General features: G+C 31.4%; 11 protein-coding genes. 9 read left to right on the top strand and 2 right to left on the bottom strand.

Annotation, left to right across the window (positions count from 1 at the left end):
• Positions 1-582 precede the first annotated feature (582 nt).
• The gene (locus FLP_RS21075; protein WP_065451476.1) at positions 583-2,037 is read right to left on the bottom strand and encodes a glycosyltransferase family 2 protein; all 1,455 of its coding nucleotides are present in this window, start codon (positions 2,035-2,037) and stop codon (positions 583-585) included.
• A gap of 682 nt (positions 2,038-2,719) precedes the next feature.
• Between FLP_RS21075 and hsdR the strand changes: the two genes are divergently transcribed.
• From hsdR to FLP_RS21035, 8 genes are read left to right on the top strand one after another with little or no spacing between them, the layout of a single operon-like run.
• The gene (hsdR, locus tag FLP_RS21070; protein ID WP_065451475.1) at positions 2,720-5,941 is read left to right on the top strand and encodes a type I restriction-modification system endonuclease; all 3,222 of its coding nucleotides are present in this window, start codon (positions 2,720-2,722) and stop codon (positions 5,939-5,941) included.
• 24 nt (positions 5,942-5,965) lie between these two features.
• Positions 5,966-8,170, top strand: coding sequence for a toxin-antitoxin system YwqK family antitoxin (locus FLP_RS21065; protein ID WP_065451474.1), 2,205 nt, complete (start codon positions 5,966-5,968; stop codon positions 8,168-8,170).
• Between the two features lie 24 nt (positions 8,171-8,194).
• The gene (locus tag FLP_RS21060; RefSeq protein ID WP_065451473.1) at positions 8,195-9,655 is read left to right on the top strand and encodes a class I SAM-dependent DNA methyltransferase; all 1,461 of its coding nucleotides are present in this window, start codon (positions 8,195-8,197) and stop codon (positions 9,653-9,655) included.
• Positions 9,655-11,058 (top strand): restriction endonuclease subunit S, encoded by a 1,404-nt coding sequence (locus tag FLP_RS21055; protein ID WP_065451472.1) that lies wholly within the window; start codon positions 9,655-9,657, stop codon positions 11,056-11,058. The genes FLP_RS21060 and FLP_RS21055 overlap by 1 nt, the downstream gene beginning before the upstream one ends.
• An 18-nt stretch (positions 11,059-11,076) precedes the next feature.
• Positions 11,077-13,053: an AAA family ATPase gene (locus tag FLP_RS21050; protein WP_065451471.1), complete on the top strand. Its 1,977-nt coding sequence runs from the start codon at positions 11,077-11,079 to the stop codon at positions 13,051-13,053.
• 2 nt (positions 13,054-13,055) lie between these two features.
• Entirely contained in the window at positions 13,056-14,111 is a 1,056-nt protein-coding gene (locus FLP_RS21045; protein ID WP_065451470.1) for a hypothetical protein, read from the top strand.
• Positions 14,112-14,139: 28 nt separating this feature from the next.
• Positions 14,140-16,506, top strand: coding sequence for an McrB family protein (locus tag FLP_RS21040; protein ID WP_065451469.1), 2,367 nt, complete (start codon positions 14,140-14,142; stop codon positions 16,504-16,506).
• Positions 16,507-16,508: 2 nt separating this feature from the next.
• A complete protein-coding gene (locus FLP_RS21035; RefSeq protein WP_065451468.1) occupies positions 16,509-17,768 on the top strand; it encodes an McrC family protein in 1,260 nt (419 codons plus the stop codon).
• Positions 17,769-17,791: 23 nt separating this feature from the next.
• Here FLP_RS21035 and FLP_RS21030 read toward each other — a convergent pair whose 3' ends face one another.
• On the bottom strand, positions 17,792-19,393 hold the full coding sequence (locus FLP_RS21030) for a Na+/H+ antiporter (protein WP_065451497.1): 1,602 nt from the start codon (positions 19,391-19,393) through the stop codon (positions 17,792-17,794).
• 566 nt (positions 19,394-19,959) lie between these two features.
• Here FLP_RS21030 and FLP_RS21025 point away from each other — a divergent pair.
• Positions 19,960-22,350, top strand: a complete 2,391-nt coding sequence (locus FLP_RS21025; protein ID WP_065451467.1) for a mechanosensitive ion channel family protein — start codon at positions 19,960-19,962, stop codon at positions 22,348-22,350.
• The last annotated feature ends 410 nt before the right edge of the window (positions 22,351-22,760 follow it).

Below are 22,760 nucleotides of genomic sequence, written 5' to 3'. Positions count from 1 at the left end.
TAAGATTTTAAGAAATAGCGCCAAAGTTTGTTATTTCGAGGAACGAAAAATCTCCGCAAGTAGCTCGACAATGAATATTCACCACAATCTTGTCATCCTGACGCAGGAAGGATCACACACGAAACTCGACAACGAAAATCAACAATCTTTGTCGAGTTTCGTGTGTGATTTCTCCCTTCTGTTGAAATGACAAAAATGCGCAGATCAACTTTGAACACATGTGATTTCTTCTGTGAAATGACAAACTAAACCAAAATATTCTTATGAAAATGAGTGCCCTAGCCCCGATAGAAGTGGAAATCCTTTTTCTGGCTTCTTTAGCCAGGAAAAGATTGGAACGGATAGCGGGATTAGCTCCTGAAAAAATATAAATTAAATGTGTCTTTCAAGATATACAACTTTGACCAAATTAGAACCATACGTAATTTAAAATCTCCTGTTTATAAAAAATCTTTTTAATCCTTTAATCAGTGGCTAAAAAAAACATCTCACTTTATTCCATAAAAAAACTCCTGCTCAGATGAACAGGAGTTTCAAAAACAAATCTAATTTCAATTTCTAATCTAATTCTAATATTTATTTTTATGCTAAACCACGTGTTAACCAACCTCTTTTATTGGCTGTAACAATGGCGTATGGTGTAATCCAGAATAGGCTAAAGGTGTAAAAAACACTGTATGAATACGCCCAAAGCGAATCTGAAAAATTATATCTTTTTGCGTAAAACAAAACCGGAAAGCTTGATACAATTAAGATTCCTAAAAATGTTGAACTTAAAAACAATAGTGGGTGAATGGCGATAAAAAAGAACATGAAAAGCATGAACGGATACGCCATAACGATTCTTAATGCCTGGTTCAGCCATAAAAGTCTTGAACCAAATTTAGATCCTTCTCTAAAATCGGTGAAAACATATTTTGCCATTGCGATGTTTTCACGCACATTACTTCTACTCCATCTGATAAACATTTTATATAATCCGGTGTATTCTTCAGGAACGTTTGTTAGTACATACGCATTTCGCTGAAACAATACGTGTTGACCTTGTTTTAAAATCATATTGGTCATGGCGCGATCTTCTCCAATGTCTGATGGTTGTCCCATAAAAGTCTGGTTGATCCATTCGTCAAGACAAGCGAAAACGGCTGTTTTTCTGTAAGCTGCCGCTGCTCCGGGAGTACAAAGAACCGAACCTAATTTGCTTTCGGCAGAACGCATAAATTCGAAACTCATTACGAAACTTACATTCAGCATTTTTGGTAAGATTGCTTTTTTGCTGTTCAAAACATGAACGTTTCCTGCCACTGCTCCGCATTTTTCGTCTACCACAAACGGGCTAACTAAATTACGTAGCGTATCTTTTTTCACGATCGAATCACTATCTACCGTTACAAAAATTTCACCTTTTCCTAATTCAAATCCACGGTATAAGGCGTGACGTTTTCCTGCGTTTGCCGGTTGTTGAAAAATCGTTAAACGATCTCCTAATTTTATTTTGGCCTGTTGCATCCAGTACCAGGTATCATCTTTACTTCCGTCATCAACGGCTAATATTTCTAGTTTATGTGCAGGGAAATCACTGTCGGCCAAACTCAATAAAGTATCCCAAACCAGTTTTCCTTCGTTATACGCAGGAACTATTACGGTAACTGTTGGCAACATTTCATCCGAAACGGATTCGATTGGCTTGTATTTAAAAAACAAGTATAAATTGTACAGGAAAACTCCTGTCTGAAAGAAAAATAATAATCCCGCAATGATCAAAAATGGCAGTCCCCAATTTGAGTTCAGACGCTCAATCTGAAACTGATCGAAGTCATCCTGCATATGATAAACAGAATAAGCTCCAACAAACATTAAGATAAAAGTACTTACCAGCACAAATAATCCAAACTTACTTTTGGTTCGCTCGTTTACTTTTTTTGTTGTTGCATGATCATTACTAATACGAAAAATGGAACTGTTTAAGGCTTGTTCGTTATTAAGATCTGATTTCGAGGTATAAAATTGTTCTGTTGTTAAGGTTTCACTTTTCATATGACACTACTTTTTGATTGCTTGCTATGGGCGTTTAGTTTATTTGCTTTCCCCTCGATTCGTTATTTTCATTTATCGAAAGGAATATCTACGTTATCCCATTTTGCAAGCGTTGTGCCATTATGTGTTTTTACTGGTTTTGAGTTGTTTAGGGGACTTAGTGTTTTGGAGAGTGTGTAATTATTATACGTTTTTGGGATACAGTATACAGTTTTTATTGGGGGTTTGAAAGGTTTCTGGGGTTGAGGTTTTGTTGTGCCCGAGAGGGCTTGAAGTTTTATTATAACGCTTTCTGAGATTTATTATTGTTATGCTGAGAGAAGTTGAAGGATTTTTGGAGTTTGGGATTTAAAATATTGGAATTTAATTTTTAGGAGCTATTTCCAGCCATCCGCTATATCTTTTCCTTGCTAAAGGAGCAAGAAAAAGGATGTCGCTTCTGTCTGGGCTAGGGGTTTTGGGGTGGTGAGAACATTTTTTTATTAATTTGAAAACTCGGGTATAAATACGCATTGTGGTATTTATAATTAATGGTACTCTTGTTATAAATATATTTTAGTGTAATATGGTTTTCCGTACCTTAATTTTAAAGCTTTTCAGTATGTTTGTATATTCCTAGTATTTATATCTTTTAAGTAATAAAATCAATACCCATCTGAATTCAAAAACTAGATAAACATAGATGACATCAAAATTTTCATTTTTACAAAGTAACTATCCTGAACTATTCACAATTAGTGAATTGTCAGAAAAGTTATATTATGTTGATCCAAATTCGTCTCTAGCTAAATCGCGTTTGTTTTCAGAAAAAATGACAATTCTAATTTGGCAATTTGAAGATTTAGGTTTATTTGATGGCAATCAGGTAGAACGAATAAACAAATTATTTTATAGCAATTCTATACCAGAAGTTATAAAAGATCTTTTCCATTCTATTAGAAAATCGGGGAATAGAGCAAGTCATGATGGAAATAGCTCAAAACAAGAAGCTTTATTTGTTTTAAAAAAATGTTATCAGTTAGCAAGATGGTTTTACGAAACTTATGAAAGTAGCATTTTAGTAAAAGACGATTATGAACTTCTTCCAGAAATTGACCATAAAAAAACAATTGAAACACTTAATAATGAATTAAGCAAACTTTCTAAAGAAGTCAATGATTATCAATCTAAAATTGCAACATTAAATGCTTCTACAAATATTATATCTAAGCGAAAAGAAAAATCTAATAAAAACGCGAATAATATAAATCTCGATGAAGCAGATACCAGATTATTATTAATTGATAAACAATTGGCCAGTGCTGGCTGGGAATGTGATTCTATTACAATTAATTATAAAAATAATAAAACACTTCCTGAAAAAGGTAAAAACAAAGCTATTGCAGAGTGGCCATGTAATGGTAAATGGGCAGATTATGCTCTATTTGTCGGCACAGAATTATATGGAATTGTCGAAGCTAAAAAATATTCAACTGATATTTCAACTGATTTACGTCAATCTAAAATATATGCAGAATGCTTAGAAATTTCTTCAAATTTCAAAACATTAGGAGAATGGAATTCATTTAAAGCACCATTTTTATTTTCTACAAATGGGAGAACTTATATTGAGCAATTAAAAACCAAAAGTGGAATTTGGTTTTTAGATGTAAGGAAGGATCGTAATAGAGCCTATCCTTTAAGAGGATGGTTTTCACCAGAAGGAATTGTTGAACAATTCTCAAGGGATGTTGAAAAAGCAAACGCTCGATTAGAAGAAAGTGATTACAATTATTTGCAAAATCCAAACGGATTAGGATTACGCTATTATCAAATTGATGCAATAAAAGCGGTTGAAGATAAGATTATCAATAATCCTGATGACAAACGCTCTCTTTTGGTTATGGCAACTGGTACAGGAAAAACTAGAACAACTATAGGTTTTGTTTACAGAATGATTAAATCAGATCGTTTTAAGCGAATTCTATTTTTAACTGATCGTAGATTATTAGCACTTCAGGCTTTAGGTAATTTTAAGGATAATAAAGTCGAAGATATTAATACTTTTTCCAATATCTATAAAATGGAGGAAATGAAAAATATTATTCCTGAACCTGATACTCGTTTGCATTTTGCTACCGTTCAAAGTATGGTAAAGCGATTGTTTTATTCTGAAAATGAGATTTTACCAATTGATACCTATGATTGTATTATTATTGACGAAGCTCACCGAGGGTATAATTTAGACAAAGAGATCAATGAAGAAGATTTAACCTTTAAAGATGAGAATGATTATGTTGGACAGTATAAAAGAGTAATCGAATATTTTAACGCTTACATTGTTGGCTTAACAGCAACGCCTGCCTTACATACAACCGAAATTTTCGGAAAACCTGTACACAATTATTCTTATCGCGAAGCAGTTATTGACGGATTTCTAACAGATCACGAACCACCATATATTATTAAAACAAGACTAAGTGAAGAAGGAATATTATGGGAAAAAGGAGAAAAACCTAAAATATTAAATTCTGAAACTAATCAAATAGAAGAATTAGCAGAGTTAGAAGATGAATTACACATAGAAATTGAGCAGTTCAATAAATTAGTAATTACTGAATCCTTTAATCGTGCCGTAATTAAAGATTTAGTTCAAAGATTAGATCCTGAGGGCGATGAAAAAACATTAATTTTTGCTGTTCGTGATAGCCATGCCGATTTAATTGTACAATTACTTTTTGAAGAATTTGAAGCTATAGGAGTTGAAGTCCCTCAAGATGCAATACAAAAGCTTACAGGAAAAGTATACGAAGTAGAAAACTTAACCAAACGTTTTAAAAACGAAAAATTTCCAAATATTGTAGTTACTGTAGATTTATTAACTACAGGAATTGATGTACCTCAAATAGTAAATTTAGTATTTATTCGCAGAGTGCGTTCTCGTATTCTTTTTGAGCAAATGTTAGGCAGAGCAACACGATTATGCCCTGAGATTGACAAACAATTTTTTAAAATTTATGATGCTGTAAGAGTTTATGAAGCCTTAGAGGATTATACTCAAATGAAAACAGTTTCAAATCCTTCTATTTCTTTTCAAAAATTGATTGAAGAATTAGATTATATTGATACTCCTGAACGTGCTAAAAAACAATTGGAACAAATTGTAGCTAAGTTGCAACGCAAAAAGAAGCAAATTAATCAAGGCCAACTTGAACACTTCATGTATTTAGCGAAAGGCGATTCACCTGAAGAATTTATTGAAAATTTATTAGAAATTGAAGATAATAATATCAAAAAAGTTTTAGCTAATTATGCCAGCCTTTGGGATTTTCTGGATAAGAAAATATATCAACCAAAAATGCAATTAGTTTCAGAGCATTTAGATGAAGTTACTGGAATAGAACGGGGATACGGAAAAGCCGAAAAGCCAGAAGATTACATTCAAGGATTTAAAAAATTTATTGAAGAAAATCGAAATCAAATAGTAGCCCTAAAAACTATCTGTACAAAGCCATCTGAACTTGATCGAAAATCACTTAAAGAATTAAAACTTTTATTAGATCAGAAAGGTTACAATGAAATTACATTGACCACAGCTTGGAAAACTGTAAAAAATGAAGATTTAGCCGCTGATATTATTTCTTTTATTAGAACTCTGGCATTAGATACCGATTTGATAAGTCATGAAGATCGTATTAAAAATGCAGTTACTAAAGTAAAAAATAGCCGTACGTGGAATGCTACCCAAATAAAATGGCTTGATCGTTTTGAAAAGCAATTATTAGTAGAAACAGTACTAACCAAAGCCGATTTAGATGCCAAACCTTTTAGTGATGAAGGAGGATTTTCCCGATTGAATAAAATCTTTAATAATGATTTAGATAATATTTTAACGGTATTAAATGAAAATTTATATACTGCCTAACCAACCATTTTTCTTAACAAATCCATGGAACGTTTATTGAAACAATTTTACATTTTAACAGCATTCATATTTATTTCATTTTCATTAAATGCACAGAAAATTTCTCTGGCAGAACTTCATACTTTAAGTTCAAATAAAAACTGGGAAACTTCTAATAAATATTTATTATCTAAAGGCTGGGAATATTATAATTCCAAAGTTGGCGATGATGAAAATTACAATGTTATAACATGGTCTTTTCAAAGAGATTACTATGACGATAAAAAAGCAAATGGGTGGTTTTACATTTATACTTTTGACGGATTACCAAATAAGGTAATGTATCGTTTTAGAACTAAGGCATTTTATACCACTGTAAAAAATCAACTAACAGCTAATGGCTATAAACTAAGTGATGAAGAAATTCTAAACCAAAGAGTAATTGCAAAATATACTAATTCAAATTATGTATTGGAGCTAACTTATTCTAGAGAAGAAAATGATGAAAATGATTATGGACAAAACAGTTTTACGGCTTATGAAATTACTGTCTATAAAAAAGGTGGCGTTTACGATCCTAATAATGGAAAAAAAGTTTTATTCGATGAAGATGGAAATCTTGATACCGAATATACTTTAAAAGATGGCAAAATAAGCGGAGAAGTCAAATGGTTTAATAAGGATGCAACATTAAAACGAGTTGATAATTTTAAAGCTGGGCTCGCTGATGGTCTTTCTACCACTTATTATTATGACGATACAGATAAAAAACTTAATGGTAAATATTTTGGTATTATAAAGAACGAAGCAAAAACGGGAAAATGGCAATTTAATATTATTGAGAATAACTCCGAAAGAAATTTATCTTATGAAACCTATATAAATGACATTAAAGAAGGAGATTTCAGAGATTTTACAAGTGACAGCTTGATATATGGAACTTATAAAAATGATCAGATTAATGGCAAATATATTGTTTATCGTGACTTAAGTAGAATATTTTTAGGAAATGCAATTCAAACAGATACAACAAAATTAGTGAAAACCAGCGAAGGACATTTTTTGAATAATAAAAAAACCGGATATTGGAAAGAATATTCTCTATCAGGTTTACTAAAAGCCGAAGGCAATTATGCTGACAGTTTAAAAACCGGAAAATGGAAAATTTATTATGAAAAATATATTGACGAAAAAGATAAGGAACTTCCCTACTCCGGAAAATTACATACAGAAGAAAATTATGTTCAAGGAGAATTAGACGGACAGGTTCTGAGTTATTCTTTTCTGAAAAAAGTTGAAGTTCCTTGTGAAAATACCGAAGATCGTGATTGCTTTATTGAAGAATTCATACCTGTAAATGCGAAAGTTCATTACACGAAAGGATTATTGAACGGATCTTTCGAAATGAAAAATGAGAAAAATGAAGTAATTGCAAAAGGATTTTATCTCAACGGAAAGAAGTCTGGAGAATGGACACATCTCAATAGTAGTGCAGTTTCTTTATTTGATGATCACACAATAGAAAAAGGATTTTATACCTCAGACTCAAAAGAGGGAAAATGGGAACGTTTCGATTTTGACAATAAACTAATCGAATCTTATTTCTATAAAAAAGATTTAATTGATGGAGAACATCTTTTATTTTCTAAAGGCCGAATAACAGAGAAAAGATTATTCAGCAACGGTGATCTTATCAATTTAACTCTTTTAGATTCAAATGAAAACGCGAGAATCAATTATAAAATTACAACCGTTTCCGATACAAAGTTAATATGCGAAAAATTTGAAAAATTAGCCGACGGTCTTTTTACCACTCAATTTAGTATCAAAAAAGAAAGTGGTAAAGCTATTAATCCTGCTACATTTGCAATTGACTTTGAAACATTGGATAATAATTTAAAAAGTAAAGATGGTTCTTATAAAAAACAAACACTGGATAAAAAAATTATAGAAGAAGGAAATTACTCAAACAATATAAAAGTTGGAACATGGGTAAATTATTATTACGATCAAAATATAAAAACAAGCTTTGAATATAATGGTTATGGAATAGTTCAATCTGAACAATATTATGATTTAAAAAGTAACACTTTCTTCTCAGGTGAATTTATATTCAGAAATTTTGAAGACGGAATTATTGAAGAACGAAAAGTAAAAGACGGTTTTAGAAATGGCACTACACGCTATAAGGACAATAACGGTAAAACAATTAAAAAAGAAACCTATAATACAGGTATTCTAAAAGAATAAAATTAAAAATACAATAAATAAACAATGAGCGCACAAGAAATAGCCAACAAACTCTGGAATCTTTGTAATGTATTACGTGATGATGGTGTTACCTATCACGAATACTTAAATGAGTTGACCTATATTCTTTTTCTAAAATTAAGTGAAGTAAAAGGTTTTGATGATAAAATTCCGGAAGAATATAAATGGCAATATTTTGTAAAAGAACACGACAACAATGAAGCTTTCGCCCGTTACCGTGAATTTTTAGCAACCGTAAGTAATAAAACTGAAAGTCAAAGTATAAAAGAAATTTACATTAATGCCTCTACAAGCTTACGTAAGCCTGTAAATTTTCGTTCTTTAATCACTGCTATAGACAAGTTAGATTGGTATGAAGAAGACGATCGCGATGTTATGGGAGATATTTACGAAAGCCTTTTAGAAAAAAATGCTGGTGAAAAGAAAAGTGGTGCAGGACAATACTTCACTCCTCGCCCATTGATTAATATCATGGTTGACTTAATGGCGCCGAAATTAGGTGAAAAATGGACAGATCCTGCTGCAGGAACTTTTGGTTTCATGATTTCTGCAGATCACTATTTACGAAGTAAAACTGATAGTTATTTTCATTTATCTGAAAAAGACAGACATTTCCAAACAACTCAAGCTTTTTCTGGTGTTGAATTAGTTCCCGATGCACATAGATTAGCTTTGATGAATGCTCGTTTGCACGGAATGGAAAGTACTATACATTTAGCTGATACGTTAACTGAATTTGGTAAAAGCTTAAAAGATTTTGACGGTGTTTTGGCCAATCCTCCATTTGGAACCAAACAAGGTGGTGAACGCCCAACACGTGACGATTTTACGTTTCCGACCAGCAACAAACAATTGAACTTTTTGCAACACATTTATCGTAGTTTAAAGAAAGACGGAAAAGCAAGAGCAGCAGTAGTCTTGCCTGATAATGTTTTGTTTGAGGAGGGTGATGGACAAAAAATACGTCGTGACTTGATGGACAAATGTAACCTGCACACTATTTTACGATTACCAACCGGAATCTTTTATGCTGCAGGTGTAAAAACCAATGTATTATTTTTTACAAGAGAAAAAAAAGAAACCAACAATACACAAAATATTTGGTTCTATGATATGCGTACAAATGCTCCAAATTATGGTAAACGTACACCATTTACTGAAAAAGCTTTTGAAGATTTCGTTCTAGCATATACAGGTGGAATACCTTTTAATAAAGTAGAGAAAGAATATGATGGTTTAGTTTCTGATGAGAAAAGAAAAACCATTAAAGATGAAAGATGGCAAAGTATATCTCGTGCCGAAATCGAAAAAAAGAAGTATAGCTTAGATTTAGGTTTAATTGCTGACAGTTCTTTAACTAATTCTGATGATCTAGGCGAACCTATTGATATTGCAAAAGAGGCATTATTAGAATTGCAAAGTATTACCGAGCAATTAAATGCTATGATTAAAGAGTTAAACTAATGGAAAAGCAATTACCTAAAAATTGGATTGAAACAGAATTTAAAAATATAACCTCTTTTGTAATCGGTGGTGACTGGGGAAAAGATACTTCGGTAATTGATGATGATTTTATTGAAGTTTTATGTATAAGAGGAAGTGAAATTAAAAATTGGACTAAGAACAAAGGAAATACAGCATCATTACGAAAAATAAAAAGAAGCAGTCTTACAAATAGGAGTCTTAAATTCGGAGATATTTTATTAGAAATTTCAGGCGGTGGCCCTGATCAACCCGTAGGTCGAACTGTATTTATTGATAATGAAGTATTAAATTTTGAGTCACATATTGAAAAGGTTTGCACTAATTTTTTAAGATTAGTTAGAATCTATGAGAATATAAATAGCGAATATGTAAATCATTTTTTACAATATTTCTATTCTACAGGAGAAATCACGAAATATCAAGGTGGTAGTAATAATCTTAGAAATTTAAAATATAAGGAATATGAACAAATTTATCTTCCATTACCACCACTAGCAGAGCAAAACCGAATTGTAGCCAAGCTAGATACACTTTTTGCTCAACTGGAAACTATAAAAACCAGTATGGCAAATATTCCTTTATTGCTTAAAGATTTTCGTCAGCAAGTGCTTACGCAAGCGGTTACTGGTAAATTGACTGAGGAATGGAGGAAAGGGAAGAAATTAAGAGAATGGAGCAACTGCATGCTTTTAGATGTGATAGTTGAAAAACCTAGAAATGGTTATTCTCCTAAGAGTGTAGAATACGAAACATCTTTAAAAAGTTTGGCTTTATCAGCTACAACTTCTGGAAAATTCAATGCAGCATATGTAAAATATTTAGATATCGAAGCACCTAAAAAAGATTCGCATTTATGGTTAAAAAATGGAGACATATTAATTCAAAGGTCTAATTCTCTAGATTATGTAGGAACACCAGCAATTTACGATGGTAAGGATTTTGATTTTATATATCCTGACATAATGATGAAGATAAAATCTAATGATTCAATATTAAATAATTTCTTGATGTATGTATTGTCATCACAAAAAACTAGAAAGTATTATAGAGATAATGCCTCTGGAACAGCAGGAAATATGCCTAAAATAAATCAAGAAATAGTTAGTAAAACTCCAATCATTTTACCTTCAATCAAAGAACAACAAGAAATCGTTAATCGCGTAGAAAGTTTGTTTGGTAAAGCAAATTCTATTGAAGAACAATACAAAACATTAAAACAAAAAATGGATACTTTGCCACAAGCCTTATTGCATAAAGCTTTTAAGGGAGAACTTACGGAGCAGTTGGATAGTGACGGTGATGCGAGGGAGTTGTTGAAGGAAATACAGGAGTTGAAAGATCAAACAGGAGTTAAAAAGAAATTGACTAAACAAGTTATATAACAATAAGAAAATATTTACATGAGATTAGTTGCTGTATATTTTATCAATAATAATAGATTAGGTAAGGAAACTTTAAATTTTGGTGGACAATATTTTTATAAAATAGATCTTGTTGGCGATTTTACTGTTGAAATAAAAAGAGAAAAAAACAGCTCATTTATAGAAGGATTTTATCATAGTCAAATTTCTTCTTTATCAGCCATTATTGGACAAAACGGATCCGGCAAAACAACAATTTTAAAGCATATAAAAGATATAAATCAAAGAGCATTTTTTATTTACGAACACGAAAATAAAACCTATATAGTTCATCGTAAAAATAGTAGAATATTCGAATTAGAAGAAAAATTTACAAGTCTTTTAGAAATTTCTTTCGATGAAAATATTTTTTATAATGATCGGATATTTTCAGAATTGGAAGAATATGAAGAGTCTAGTGATTCCGATGGAGTGCTCATTAAAAAAAAATCCAAGATTAAATATTTTTATTATTCCGTTTTATCAAATTATAATCCTAGATTAAAATCAGTAGATGATTTTATTGTAAAAGATCATGACAATAATATTATTAACATAAATAATGAAATAATACTTCGCCAGATAAATTTTTTATTTAATCTAGAGCTAATAGATAGATTAAAAAAAGTTTATCATGACTTTCCTTCATATGAATCATTGACAATAATTATTAAAGATAATTTTATAGATGATTTCGAAATACATGACTCAGAAAAATTTTTTAAGGAAAACACATCTGATAAACATCTTCCACAGAATTATAAATCTTTCTTTTTTGAATTAAACCAACTTTACAAAAAAGTGCCTTCTGATCAAAACAGAGTTTTTATAAGTCTATATTATAGATTTTTATATTTCTTCATAATGGCTAGCAATTATTCTCTAGCTAAAGTTGTTGGAGAAATAGAAGCCGATTTTTTGAAAACAAAAAATGCAATCGAAAATGGTTCAATGTCCATCGATTTATTTAAAAGCCTTATTTCATCATTTAGTATTTCACTTAAGTTTGATTCTTCAAATATAGAAGAGTCAATTAATTCAATCATTTCTAACGTACAAGAATTTGTTGGCATACAAAATTTCAAGGACCTTGAATTCAATATTCTGGAACAATTTATGAAATCATACTTTCAGTTGTTAGCGATGTTAGAAAATAACAATAATGATGGTAAATTAAAAAATCTTAATTTTTTAACTTTTAAACCAAATAAACATTTATCATTAGGAGAAGAATCTCTTTTAAATTTTTTCTCCTCTATTTATGATAATAAACAAGTTAATTGTAACACGGTAGTTTTACTTCTAGACGAACCTGAATTAGGTTTTCATCCTGAATGGAAAAAGAAATTTATAAATTCCATTATTCATATACTTCCTGAACTTTATAAAGAAATTAGCAAGGATATAAGTAATATTCAAATAATTTTCACATCCCACGATCCGCTAACATTGTCTGATATAGCAAATTCAAATATTATATATCTTCAAAAGATGCATGATAATAAATTGCAGATATTTGAAAATAGTATTAATCAAAAAACATTCGCAACCAATATAAATGAACTATTATCAAGTAGCTTTTTTCTTAATGACGAATTAATAGGCGATTTTGCAAGAGAAAAAATAGAATCAATTATATTAAAACTTAATTATTTTAAACTTTTAAAACAAATAGATGTTCTTGATAAAATTGTAGCAATTGAAAAGAAAACAAAAGAAGAAGAATTAAAAAAAATCAATTCAGAAATCAAAATAATATCAAATAAAAACAACATCACATTATCCATTGCAGACATCGAAAGTGAAAAAACAAATAGTATAATTCTGAAAACGATTAATATAATTGGAGAACCAGTAATTAGGCATAAACTATTAGAAATGTATGAAGAAGTTTTCATTGAAAATCATAAAAAAATAAGAGCAGAAAAAATAAAGCGTTTACTGGAAGAGAGTGGTTTAACAAAAGATGATTTATAATTATGATTTATATTAATCCCTTAGATCCGAACATAATCTCAGCTAAAGAATATCATTTTAAGCAAATTAGATGTTTTATCAATAAAAAAGTTGGAGGACCTTCTTGCGCAATAGCTTTAAATTGTAAAATATGCAAGTCAAAAATTAAGAGAGTTGATATCCATAATTCAGCCTTAAAAGCTTTTTTTTTAGATCAAATGAATTTAGAGCTGTTAATAAATTCAGAGCCAGAAGGTCTTAGCTTATTAAATAATGAATTTTGGAAACTATTGATTCCTGGTTTTGATATTATAACTTGGATTGGTTATTTCGACCGAAAGAATTTGACTCCTCGTTCTTTATCCCCTAAAAGGTATGTTTCTGGTATTTTGTACAAATACTTCATCGATGATTTGAACAAAATAATTAATTACGACTGGTTTATTGATAAAAATAAAAAATATTATTCTGCTTATGATTTAGCAAAGAGCCTTGATAGAAATTCTTGTACCTATTGTAATCGTGTATATACTTCAACAATAATAAATAAAAAAGGAAATAAGATAATTAGACCAACTTTAGATCATTGGTTTCCTCAAAGTGATTTTCCATTACTAGCTTTATCTTTTTACAATTTAATTCCTTCCTGTTCAAATTGCAATAGTTCAGTAAAAGGAGCAACTAATTTTAATCTTAATAACCATATTCATCCGTATGTTGACGAATTACAAACAGAAAATTTTTCTTTTAAATATCGATATAATTCTAAGTTAAATAATTATAGGATATATCTTCAGGACGTAAAGATTTCAAATAGTAAAGCAAGAAAAACACTAGAAGGAATGTATATTGACGAAATGTACAATTCGCATCAAAGTGAGTTAAGAGATTTGATAAAAATCAAAAAAAACTATTCAAAATCATACATTGAAAGTATTGAAAAATTATTTGGAAATAAACTCTCTAAACCAGAGGTTTACCGAATTTTATTTGGTGTTGAATATGATTCAAATGATTTTCATAAACTGCCATTAAGTAAATTTAAAAGTGATATTTTAAAAGATCTGGATATAATATAAAGACATAATAATAAATCAAAAACACACAATGAATATATTTTTCGGTAAAATTTCGCAAAAGTTTGATATTGTACAGTTAATAGAAGGATATTACACTGCCCCAAAAGAATCTTCATGGTTTGGAGAACTCCAACTTGGCGATTATGTGTATATGATTGGTGGCGATAAAGTACAATTTTGGCAAGCCAAAGAATGGGGAATTAAAAATGATAAGGAATCTTTGATTTTTGATATTATAAATTCTGATTTAGGAGTTAATGTTTCTCAATTAATTACACTAAAATTTTTAAAGTTAACAAAAGCTTTAGCCGTTCTAACTTCAAGATCAGCCCGAAGTAAAGCTTTTTTTAAATTGGAGATGTTAAAAGATATTCCTTTAACAAATTTATCTAATTCTCAATTTTATAAAAATCCTGAATTATTCAGAACAATCAGAATTATCAAAAAAGAAGATGTTATCGAAAATTCGGAAGATATTCAATTAATTTATGAGGATAATAAACTTCATCTTTTCGACAATAATTTCATTGCAAATTCAATAAAAAAAGAATTTGTTGACAATCTAGATAAAAAAGGAAAAGGCGCAAGAATGAAAGATAATGTATTAGAATATTTCTCTAATGCAGTAAATGATTTGCCAGCCACAATTACCTACAAGCAAATAGGATTAAGAAGTTTTTACGATACTTTTTTTTGCGAATATAAAAATAGCGAAAAGTATTTTCTAGTTGGTGCTTTTTGGAAAGGACATACCCCAGAAGACATGACAAATACTTTTTTGAAAGAAAGTTTCTGGCAAAATGGTTTTGAAACAGAATTAGTAGATGATGTAAATAAGGTACCCGAAGGAAGCCATATAGCAATAAAAGCCTCTTATGTAAGAGAACGGAAAACATCAGTAATGATGATTAAAGCTAGAGGTATTGTTCAAAAAAACCTGCAAGATGGACATAACCTCGAAATAGAATGGGAAGAAGATTTTATACCTTTCGAAGTTCCTATCGGCTCTTACATTAGGCATACCATCAAGGAGATTAATAATAAAGATCATATTCAAGCAATATGGTACGATAGTGAACAACCAATTAAAGAAAACACTTCTATAGAAGATAATAACCTTCCTAATAATATGGATATTCCTAAAAACCAAATCTTATATGGACCGCCTGGAACAGGAAAAACGTATAAATTACAAAGTGAGTTTTTTGAAAATTTCACGCTTAAAGAATCCTCAATTACTAGAGAACAATTTCTTGAAAATTTAGTTTCAGAATTGAGTTGGTGGCAGGTTATTAGTATTGCATTATTTGACTTAAAGACTGCAAAAGTTAATGAAATATACGACCATGAATTAATTAGAATTAAAGAAAAATTATCTGATTCGATAACAGTAAGACCTACAATATGGGGACAATTACAAAGACATACAATTTTAAATTGCCCTAATGTAAATGCCCGAGAAAGATCAGAACCACTATATTTCAGTAAAGATAAAGAATCAAATTGGACGATAGATAATGAATTATTAAACCAATATTATCCAGAAGCTTTTGATATTTTAGAATCTATTAAAAACTTTACAGGAAATGAAGGAATAACGATAAAAAACTACGACTTTGTAACCTTCCATCAATCATTTAGCTATGAAGATTTTATAGAAGGAATAAAACCTAAATTAGAGGATGGAGAAACTGAATTAAGTTTTGAAATTAAAGATGGGATATTTAAAAAACTATGTTTAAAAGCTGAAGCGGATCCAGGAAGTAATTATGCCATTTTTATTGATGAAATCAATAGAGGGAATGTTTCTGCAATTTTTGGTGAATTGATTACCTTAATTGAAGAAGACAAAAGGCTTGGTGCCACTAATGAACTTAAAATAAAATTACCTTACTCTAAAAGAGAATTTGGAGTTCCGTCAAATTTATATATCGTCGGCACAATGAACACTGCAGACAGAAGTGTAGAAGCATTAGATACAGCTCTAAGAAGACGTTTTTGTTTTGTTGAAATGATGCCAGATCCAAAAGTACTTGAAAAGAAAAACTTTAACGATCGAGTTTTAATTATGGAGAAGATTAATCAAAGAGTTGAATTACTATTAGATCGCAACTACACTTTAGGTCATTCTTATTTTATTAAAGAAGATTTTGAAAATTCTTTTAAAAATGAGATTATACCTTTACTACAAGAATATTTCTATAATGATTGTGGAAAAATAGGTTTAGTTTTAGGAAGAGGTTTTGTAAGAGAAAAAGAAATTTCCAAAAATAATACTGCTTCTGTTTTTGCAGATTTTGATACTAAAAATGATATTGATATAATTAAATCATACGAATTGATTCCTTTCAATGAAATTGATTTTAAATCCGCGATAGAGACTTTATTAATTTAAATATGTCAAAAGAAAACACTATCCAAGTTTTTGAACATGGCTTTCTTCCAATTAAAGGTAAGTTCGAGCCACGACATTTTGTGGCTCTTTCTAAACTTAATGCACTACATAATTATCAGTATTTTGATTTAAAACACAATGGTGTAGTGTTCAAACAATTCGTTGGTGTTATTCAGGTTGACGGTTTAACAATTGAGATCTTGCCTAAAATTGATAATGACGGTAAAAGTACTAATGTGTGGCAAAAAGCTTTAATAGAAATGCTTCGCGTTACAAAAAAATTGAAAGTCCAAAAAGTAGATCAGGCAAATGTAAACAGACAAAATATTCATTTACTGGACCTCTACTTTGAGTGGTTTTTAAATGAAGTTCAATCCTTAATTCATCAAGGTTTGATCAAACAATATTATAAAGAAACCGGAAATGTCAAAGCATTAAAAGGTAAATTAGAATTTGCAGGACACATCAGTAAAAATCTTGTTCATAAAGAGCGATTTTTTACTACTCATCAAGTCTATGACAAAGATCATCTTGTTCATCAAATAATTTCTAAAGCTTTAGATATTGTAGAAAAATGTACCAAAGGCAACTATTTATATTCTAAATGCAAAACCGTACAACTGGATTTCCCAGAAGTAAAAAACATTTCAGTTACTGAAGCAACATTTTCAAAAATTCCCAAAACCAGAAAAACCGCTCCTTATGAAACCGCTTTAGCAATTTCAAAATTTATTATATTAAATTTCGCTCCCAATATTTCAAGTGGTTCAGAAAACATGTTAGCCTTATTATTCGATATGAATAATTTATGGGAAGAATATATATTGGCAAGATTGAAACAATCAGAAAGAAAAGTAACTGTTCGCGGTCAACAGTCTACAACTTTTTGGAATAGCATTTCAATAAGACCTGATATTGTACTTGAACATGTGAACAATAAATTTATTATTGACACAAAATGGAAAAACATTTCAAACGATAAAACTTCAACACACGATTTACGTCAAATGTATGTTTATAACGACTATTGGAATTCTGATAAGGCAATATTGTTATATCCATCAAATAAAACAGAACCACCTCTATTTAAATCATTTGAAGATCATAGTATACAAAAATACAGAATAAACAATGGGAAAAATGAAGAAATAAAACAACATCAATGTGGTTTGGGGAAACTTTCTATTTTCGAAAAAAATGGATCTGAATTAAATAAAAACATTGGCAATGAAATAATAGATTGGTTTATCGATCCACAATAAGGTTAATCAATTATTTTAACCCCCTACTCCTCATACATCTCCATCCACAACCTCGTCTCCTCCAAATCCAACTCCTTCTCAATCTTCCTGAAAATCTCTTCATTGACAGAACCCGATTTATGCATCGATTCTAATTTATTGCGTTCTACGTTTAGAAGATCGATTTGAAGTTTGGTGAAGTCGTTAAAGATCTCGCCGCCCATTATATTTCCTTTTCCGAAGAAATTGGCTGGGAGTTCGGTTTTTTGGAGGCGGTTGAATTTTACCTCGTATTTGCTTTTGATGTTGTGCAGCAAATCATCGTTGAGTAACGAGAAATTATCTTCGATATGGGTGATGGTTTGCGAAACGATGATGTTTCTTATCTCGTATTCTTCGGCGATGATGGAATATTTTTCGATTTTTAATTTTTTGATCAGCCAGGGCAATGTCAGTCCCTGAATGACCAAAGTCGAAAGAATCACACAAAATACCAGATAAATGATGAGGTTTCGCAATGGGAATGCTTCCGTTTCGTTCATCATTAGCGGAAGCGCCAAAGCAGCCGCCATCGACACCACACCACGCATTCCTGACCAGCCGAAAACGATCATGTTCCGGAAATCGAATTCTTCCTGCAAACGGATTTTTTTACTGATATATCTTGGCAGCAATGTCGCCGGAATCACCCATAAAAAGCGTACCAAAATCACGACCAAACTTACCGAAGCGCCCCAAATAAACAAAGACCAACCGGAGTAATCCCCGATCCCTTCGATAATTTGTCGCAACTGCAATCCGATTAAAATAAAGATCAATCCGTTTAAGATATTGGTTAGAACACTCCAAATTGTTCCCGTCATGATTCGGCTTTCGTGCGTGAAAATCGTTCCGGATCTTGCCGAAAGAAAAAGTCCGGTTGCCACTACGGCCAAAACTCCCGAAGCTTCAAAATGTTCGGCAATTAAATACGATGCAAAGGGCGTTAGTAAAGTTAATGTCGCTTCGATCACCTCATCGCAGACAAACTTTTTATGAATAAAACTCATGATATAGCCTACGCCCAAACCAATAGCGATTCCTAAAACCGACATGATCACAAAATTCAGTCCGGCTTGCCACAGTACAAAATTTCCAGCAGTAATAGCGGTCAAAGCATATTTGTAAGCGACCAGACCACTGGCATCATTCACCAGACTTTCGCCTTCCAGAATTGCAATTAATCTTGGGTGCAAACCCAAACCTTTTGTTATGGAAGTAGCCGAAACCGCATCAGGAGGAGAAACAATCGCACCCAGTAAAAACGCTAACGGCCAGGAGATATCATCTATCAGCATATGGGCTGCAATGGCTACGGCCACGGTGGTAAAAAGTACCAAACCTACAGCCGCCAAAGTAATGGGACGAATGGTTTGTTTAAAATCTGACCAACTGGTGTACCACGCCGCGTGATACAAAAGTGGCGGCAAGAAGACAATAAAAACCACTTCGGGACTTAAAGCAATGACCGGAAGCCCCGGAATTACACTAATGATTACGCCGCAAAGTACCAGCACAATCGGAATGGGGAAATTGTATTTTTTACTGATGAGGCTCAAAAAAGCAACACCAAATAGTAACATGATAATTACGGTAATATTTTCCATTTTCTGATTGTTTTGGTAATCCTGGTATTTAGAGTACGAATATAATATTTTTAAACTTTGCGTTAATTTTTTTAAACACATAGAAACATAGATTAAAACTTTATTGAAGATGATTTTAAAAAATCCTGATTTTCTCACATAGCTATAACCTATATCAAAAACCGATGATTTCCTGACAGCTTACTATGTGAATTCATGTTGAAGTGAAACGACTTTTTTTTCGCCCTCTAAAGCTATGTTTCTATGTGTTTAAAAATTATAGCCACTGATTAAAAAAATACAATGTTGAAATAAAATGCAGTAACAAAAAATACTCCTTTTGAGAACTTTGTCAAAGTTTTGAACTTTGACAAAGTTGGTGACATCATTAATTTTTAAAATTTCCATCTTTCAAAAAATCATTTTAATCCTTTATCCCGATAGCTATCGGGAGTGGCAAAAAAATAACACCCAACACAATTAAACTCAACCCCGCAAAACCTCTTTTAACCAAATTTTATCATACTTTCCATCATAAATAACCCAAAAAAAATTACATTTGACCCTTAAATTCATTGCCTTATATTATGATTCAGAAAAGAAATTTTATTGGTTTACTGACCCTGTTAGCTGTCTTTTTTTATGCGCCGTTAACCTATTCACAAACCAAAGCGGCTACAACTGAAACTGCACCGGTTAAAGCTGATACTACTCCGCCTAAAACCCAGACCAAATCGAAACTTTTTGAAGAAAGTGCTACCGACAGCGATTATTTGATGGCGATCGAAAAAGCCGGAGAAGTTTTGGAATCTGCTCATAATGACACCGAATTTGACGGAAACAGTCATCGTTTGTTTGGAGAAATTAAAAGAACGCAGGGAAAACTCGATCTTATTCTGGTAAGCTTAAAAGGGGCAAACCCTAACGTGCGCAACCAGCAAATGTATCGTATTGTGCTCAAAGAAATCGAACACGAACTTGACGAACAAAATACGGCAATTAATTCCCGCAATCTGGCGCTTGAAAAAATCAAAGGCAGGGTAATTGATTTGCGCAAGGATAAGACTTTAATGGGACTTTTGAAAGATACCATTAAACGCCAGCAATTTAAAAAAGAATTTGCCAATCTTAAAGAAAGATACCTGAGCACAGACAGTTTAATGAACAAAAATCAGGGCATTTTAAATACCAATAAAAGACTTACCGTAGAACGAAAAATTGCCGTTTCGAATGCGCTAATTACCGTAGAAGGTAAATTGGAACAATCCGGAATAAGCATGCTCAGAAAAGAATATCCTGCTTTGTGGAATATCAGCGATTCTACTTCTAAAAAATTAGTCGGAAAAAATATCAGGGCTAAAATAATTATCGAAGAAAATGTCGCTTCGTACTATTTGAGTTATAAAGCAGGCGCATTGATCTTTTTGGTATTATTAATGGGATTATTGGGCTGGTACATTTTTCGTAATTTAAAATACCTTAAAAATAATGGCCACGAAGAACATTTATCTGAATTTAACTTTAAATATATCAATAACGGCATCATCGTTCCAGTTGCTGTAGTAGGTCTTAATATTGCGGTAGTGAGTAATTTGTATGCTCCGGCGATGTTTATAGAGCTTATTCAGCTTGGTCTTTTGGGACTTATTACGATTCTCTTCAAAGACAATTGGTCAAAAGTGGCGATGCGCAATTGGCTGTTGCTTTTAGTTTTATTTTTTGTATTGTGTTTCCTTGACTTATTTATAGCCGTTGGGTTTATACAACGCTGCGCTTTTATTATCATCAATATTTTGGGTGTTCGTTATGGATTCGTTCAAATTAAAACCCTAAAAGATCAGCTTTACTACAAAGGATTTTTTAAATGGGCAACGATCATTTTTATTGGTCTGAATGTACTGGCAATCCTTAATAATCTTTTTGGAAGAGTTTCTCTTGCCAATATGTTAAGCATAACTGCTTTTATATCGCTTACTCAAATTGTTGCACTAAGCGTACTTTTGAAAATAATTTTGGAAATTATCCTTTTACAAATTTATACGACCCGTGTAAAACGTGGTATCGAAAAGATTTTTGATTACGAAAGCTTGTCTGAAACACTCAAAAAACCTTTCATCATCGTGATTAGTTATATGTGGATTGTAGTCATTGCAGCCAATTTAAACATTTGGGAATCTTTACGTACGGGTTTAAATTCATTATTAAGTCATCCCAATACCATCGGAAGTATCACTTTTACGCTTGGAAACATCGTACTGTTTTTTATCATTATCTGGGTTGCGCATTTATTGCAGAATTATGTAGCGTACTTTTTTGGTGAAGTTGATGATGAAAACGAAGAAAACATCAACAAAAAGCAACATTCTAAATTATTGATCACGAGACTTGTGGTTTTAATTTGCGGTTACCTTTTGGCCGTTGCTGCATCCGGAATGCCTTTAGACAAACTGAGTATTTTACTGGGAGCTTTGGGTGTTGGTGTCGGACTTGGACTTCAGAGTGTGGTGAACAATTTCGTTTCGGGGATTATTTTGATTTTTGATAAACCCATACAAATTGGAGACGTAATCAATATTAGTTCAGAATCCGGGCGAGTAAAATCGATGGGATTGCGTACCACCAAAATCAACTCGGCAAACGGTGCGGAAATTATTATACCAAATGGTAATTTATTGTCGCAAAACATTACGAACTGGACGTATACTGATAATTTTAAACTGGTAGAAATTGCTGCAGAAGTCAGCGGAGATGTTATGCCGGAAGACATTAATGCCTTAATATTATCCTCTCTTGAAAGCATGGATTTGGTAAACAATACGAAACCTCCGCATATTTATTACACTGCAATTGCCGATGAAAAATTCAAACTGCAAATAAAATTCTGGTGCAGTATTTACCGTACCGAAGAAACTATCAGCAGTGCGCGTCAGGTACTTTTTAGCAATTTTAAAGCTAAAGGTTTAACCATCTCAACATAATATTTACAAACTAATATTAACCAAGATGCTATATTAAAATCCGTTAAATTAAATTTTTGACGGATTTTTTTTGAGGTTAATTTCCGTGATAAGCAGATAGTAACAATTGTTGTACAATGTAAACTCTTTTTTTATTTTTATAATTCAGTAAAAAAGAACCTATAAAAAACCGTAAACCATTAATTTTAAAAACAATACCCAAAATTCACAAATTATTGATTTAGAATCTAAAGCGTTAAATTTATCGGTATAGTACTGATTAATAGTAATAAAATTAGTTCTATCTTAGCAGAATTAAATCGATTTTAAATTAAATATGATCTCTAATTAAGAGAAAGACAGTTCAAAACAGGATAATGCAAAAAAGTAAAATGTGAATTGAATTGCTGGAAAAGTAAAAAATTTATAAT

This window comes from Flavobacterium piscis (assembly GCF_001686925.1).
GTDB lineage: Bacteria > Bacteroidota > Bacteroidia > Flavobacteriales > Flavobacteriaceae > Flavobacterium > Flavobacterium piscis.
This window is presented reverse-complemented; position numbering and strand designations above follow the sequence as displayed.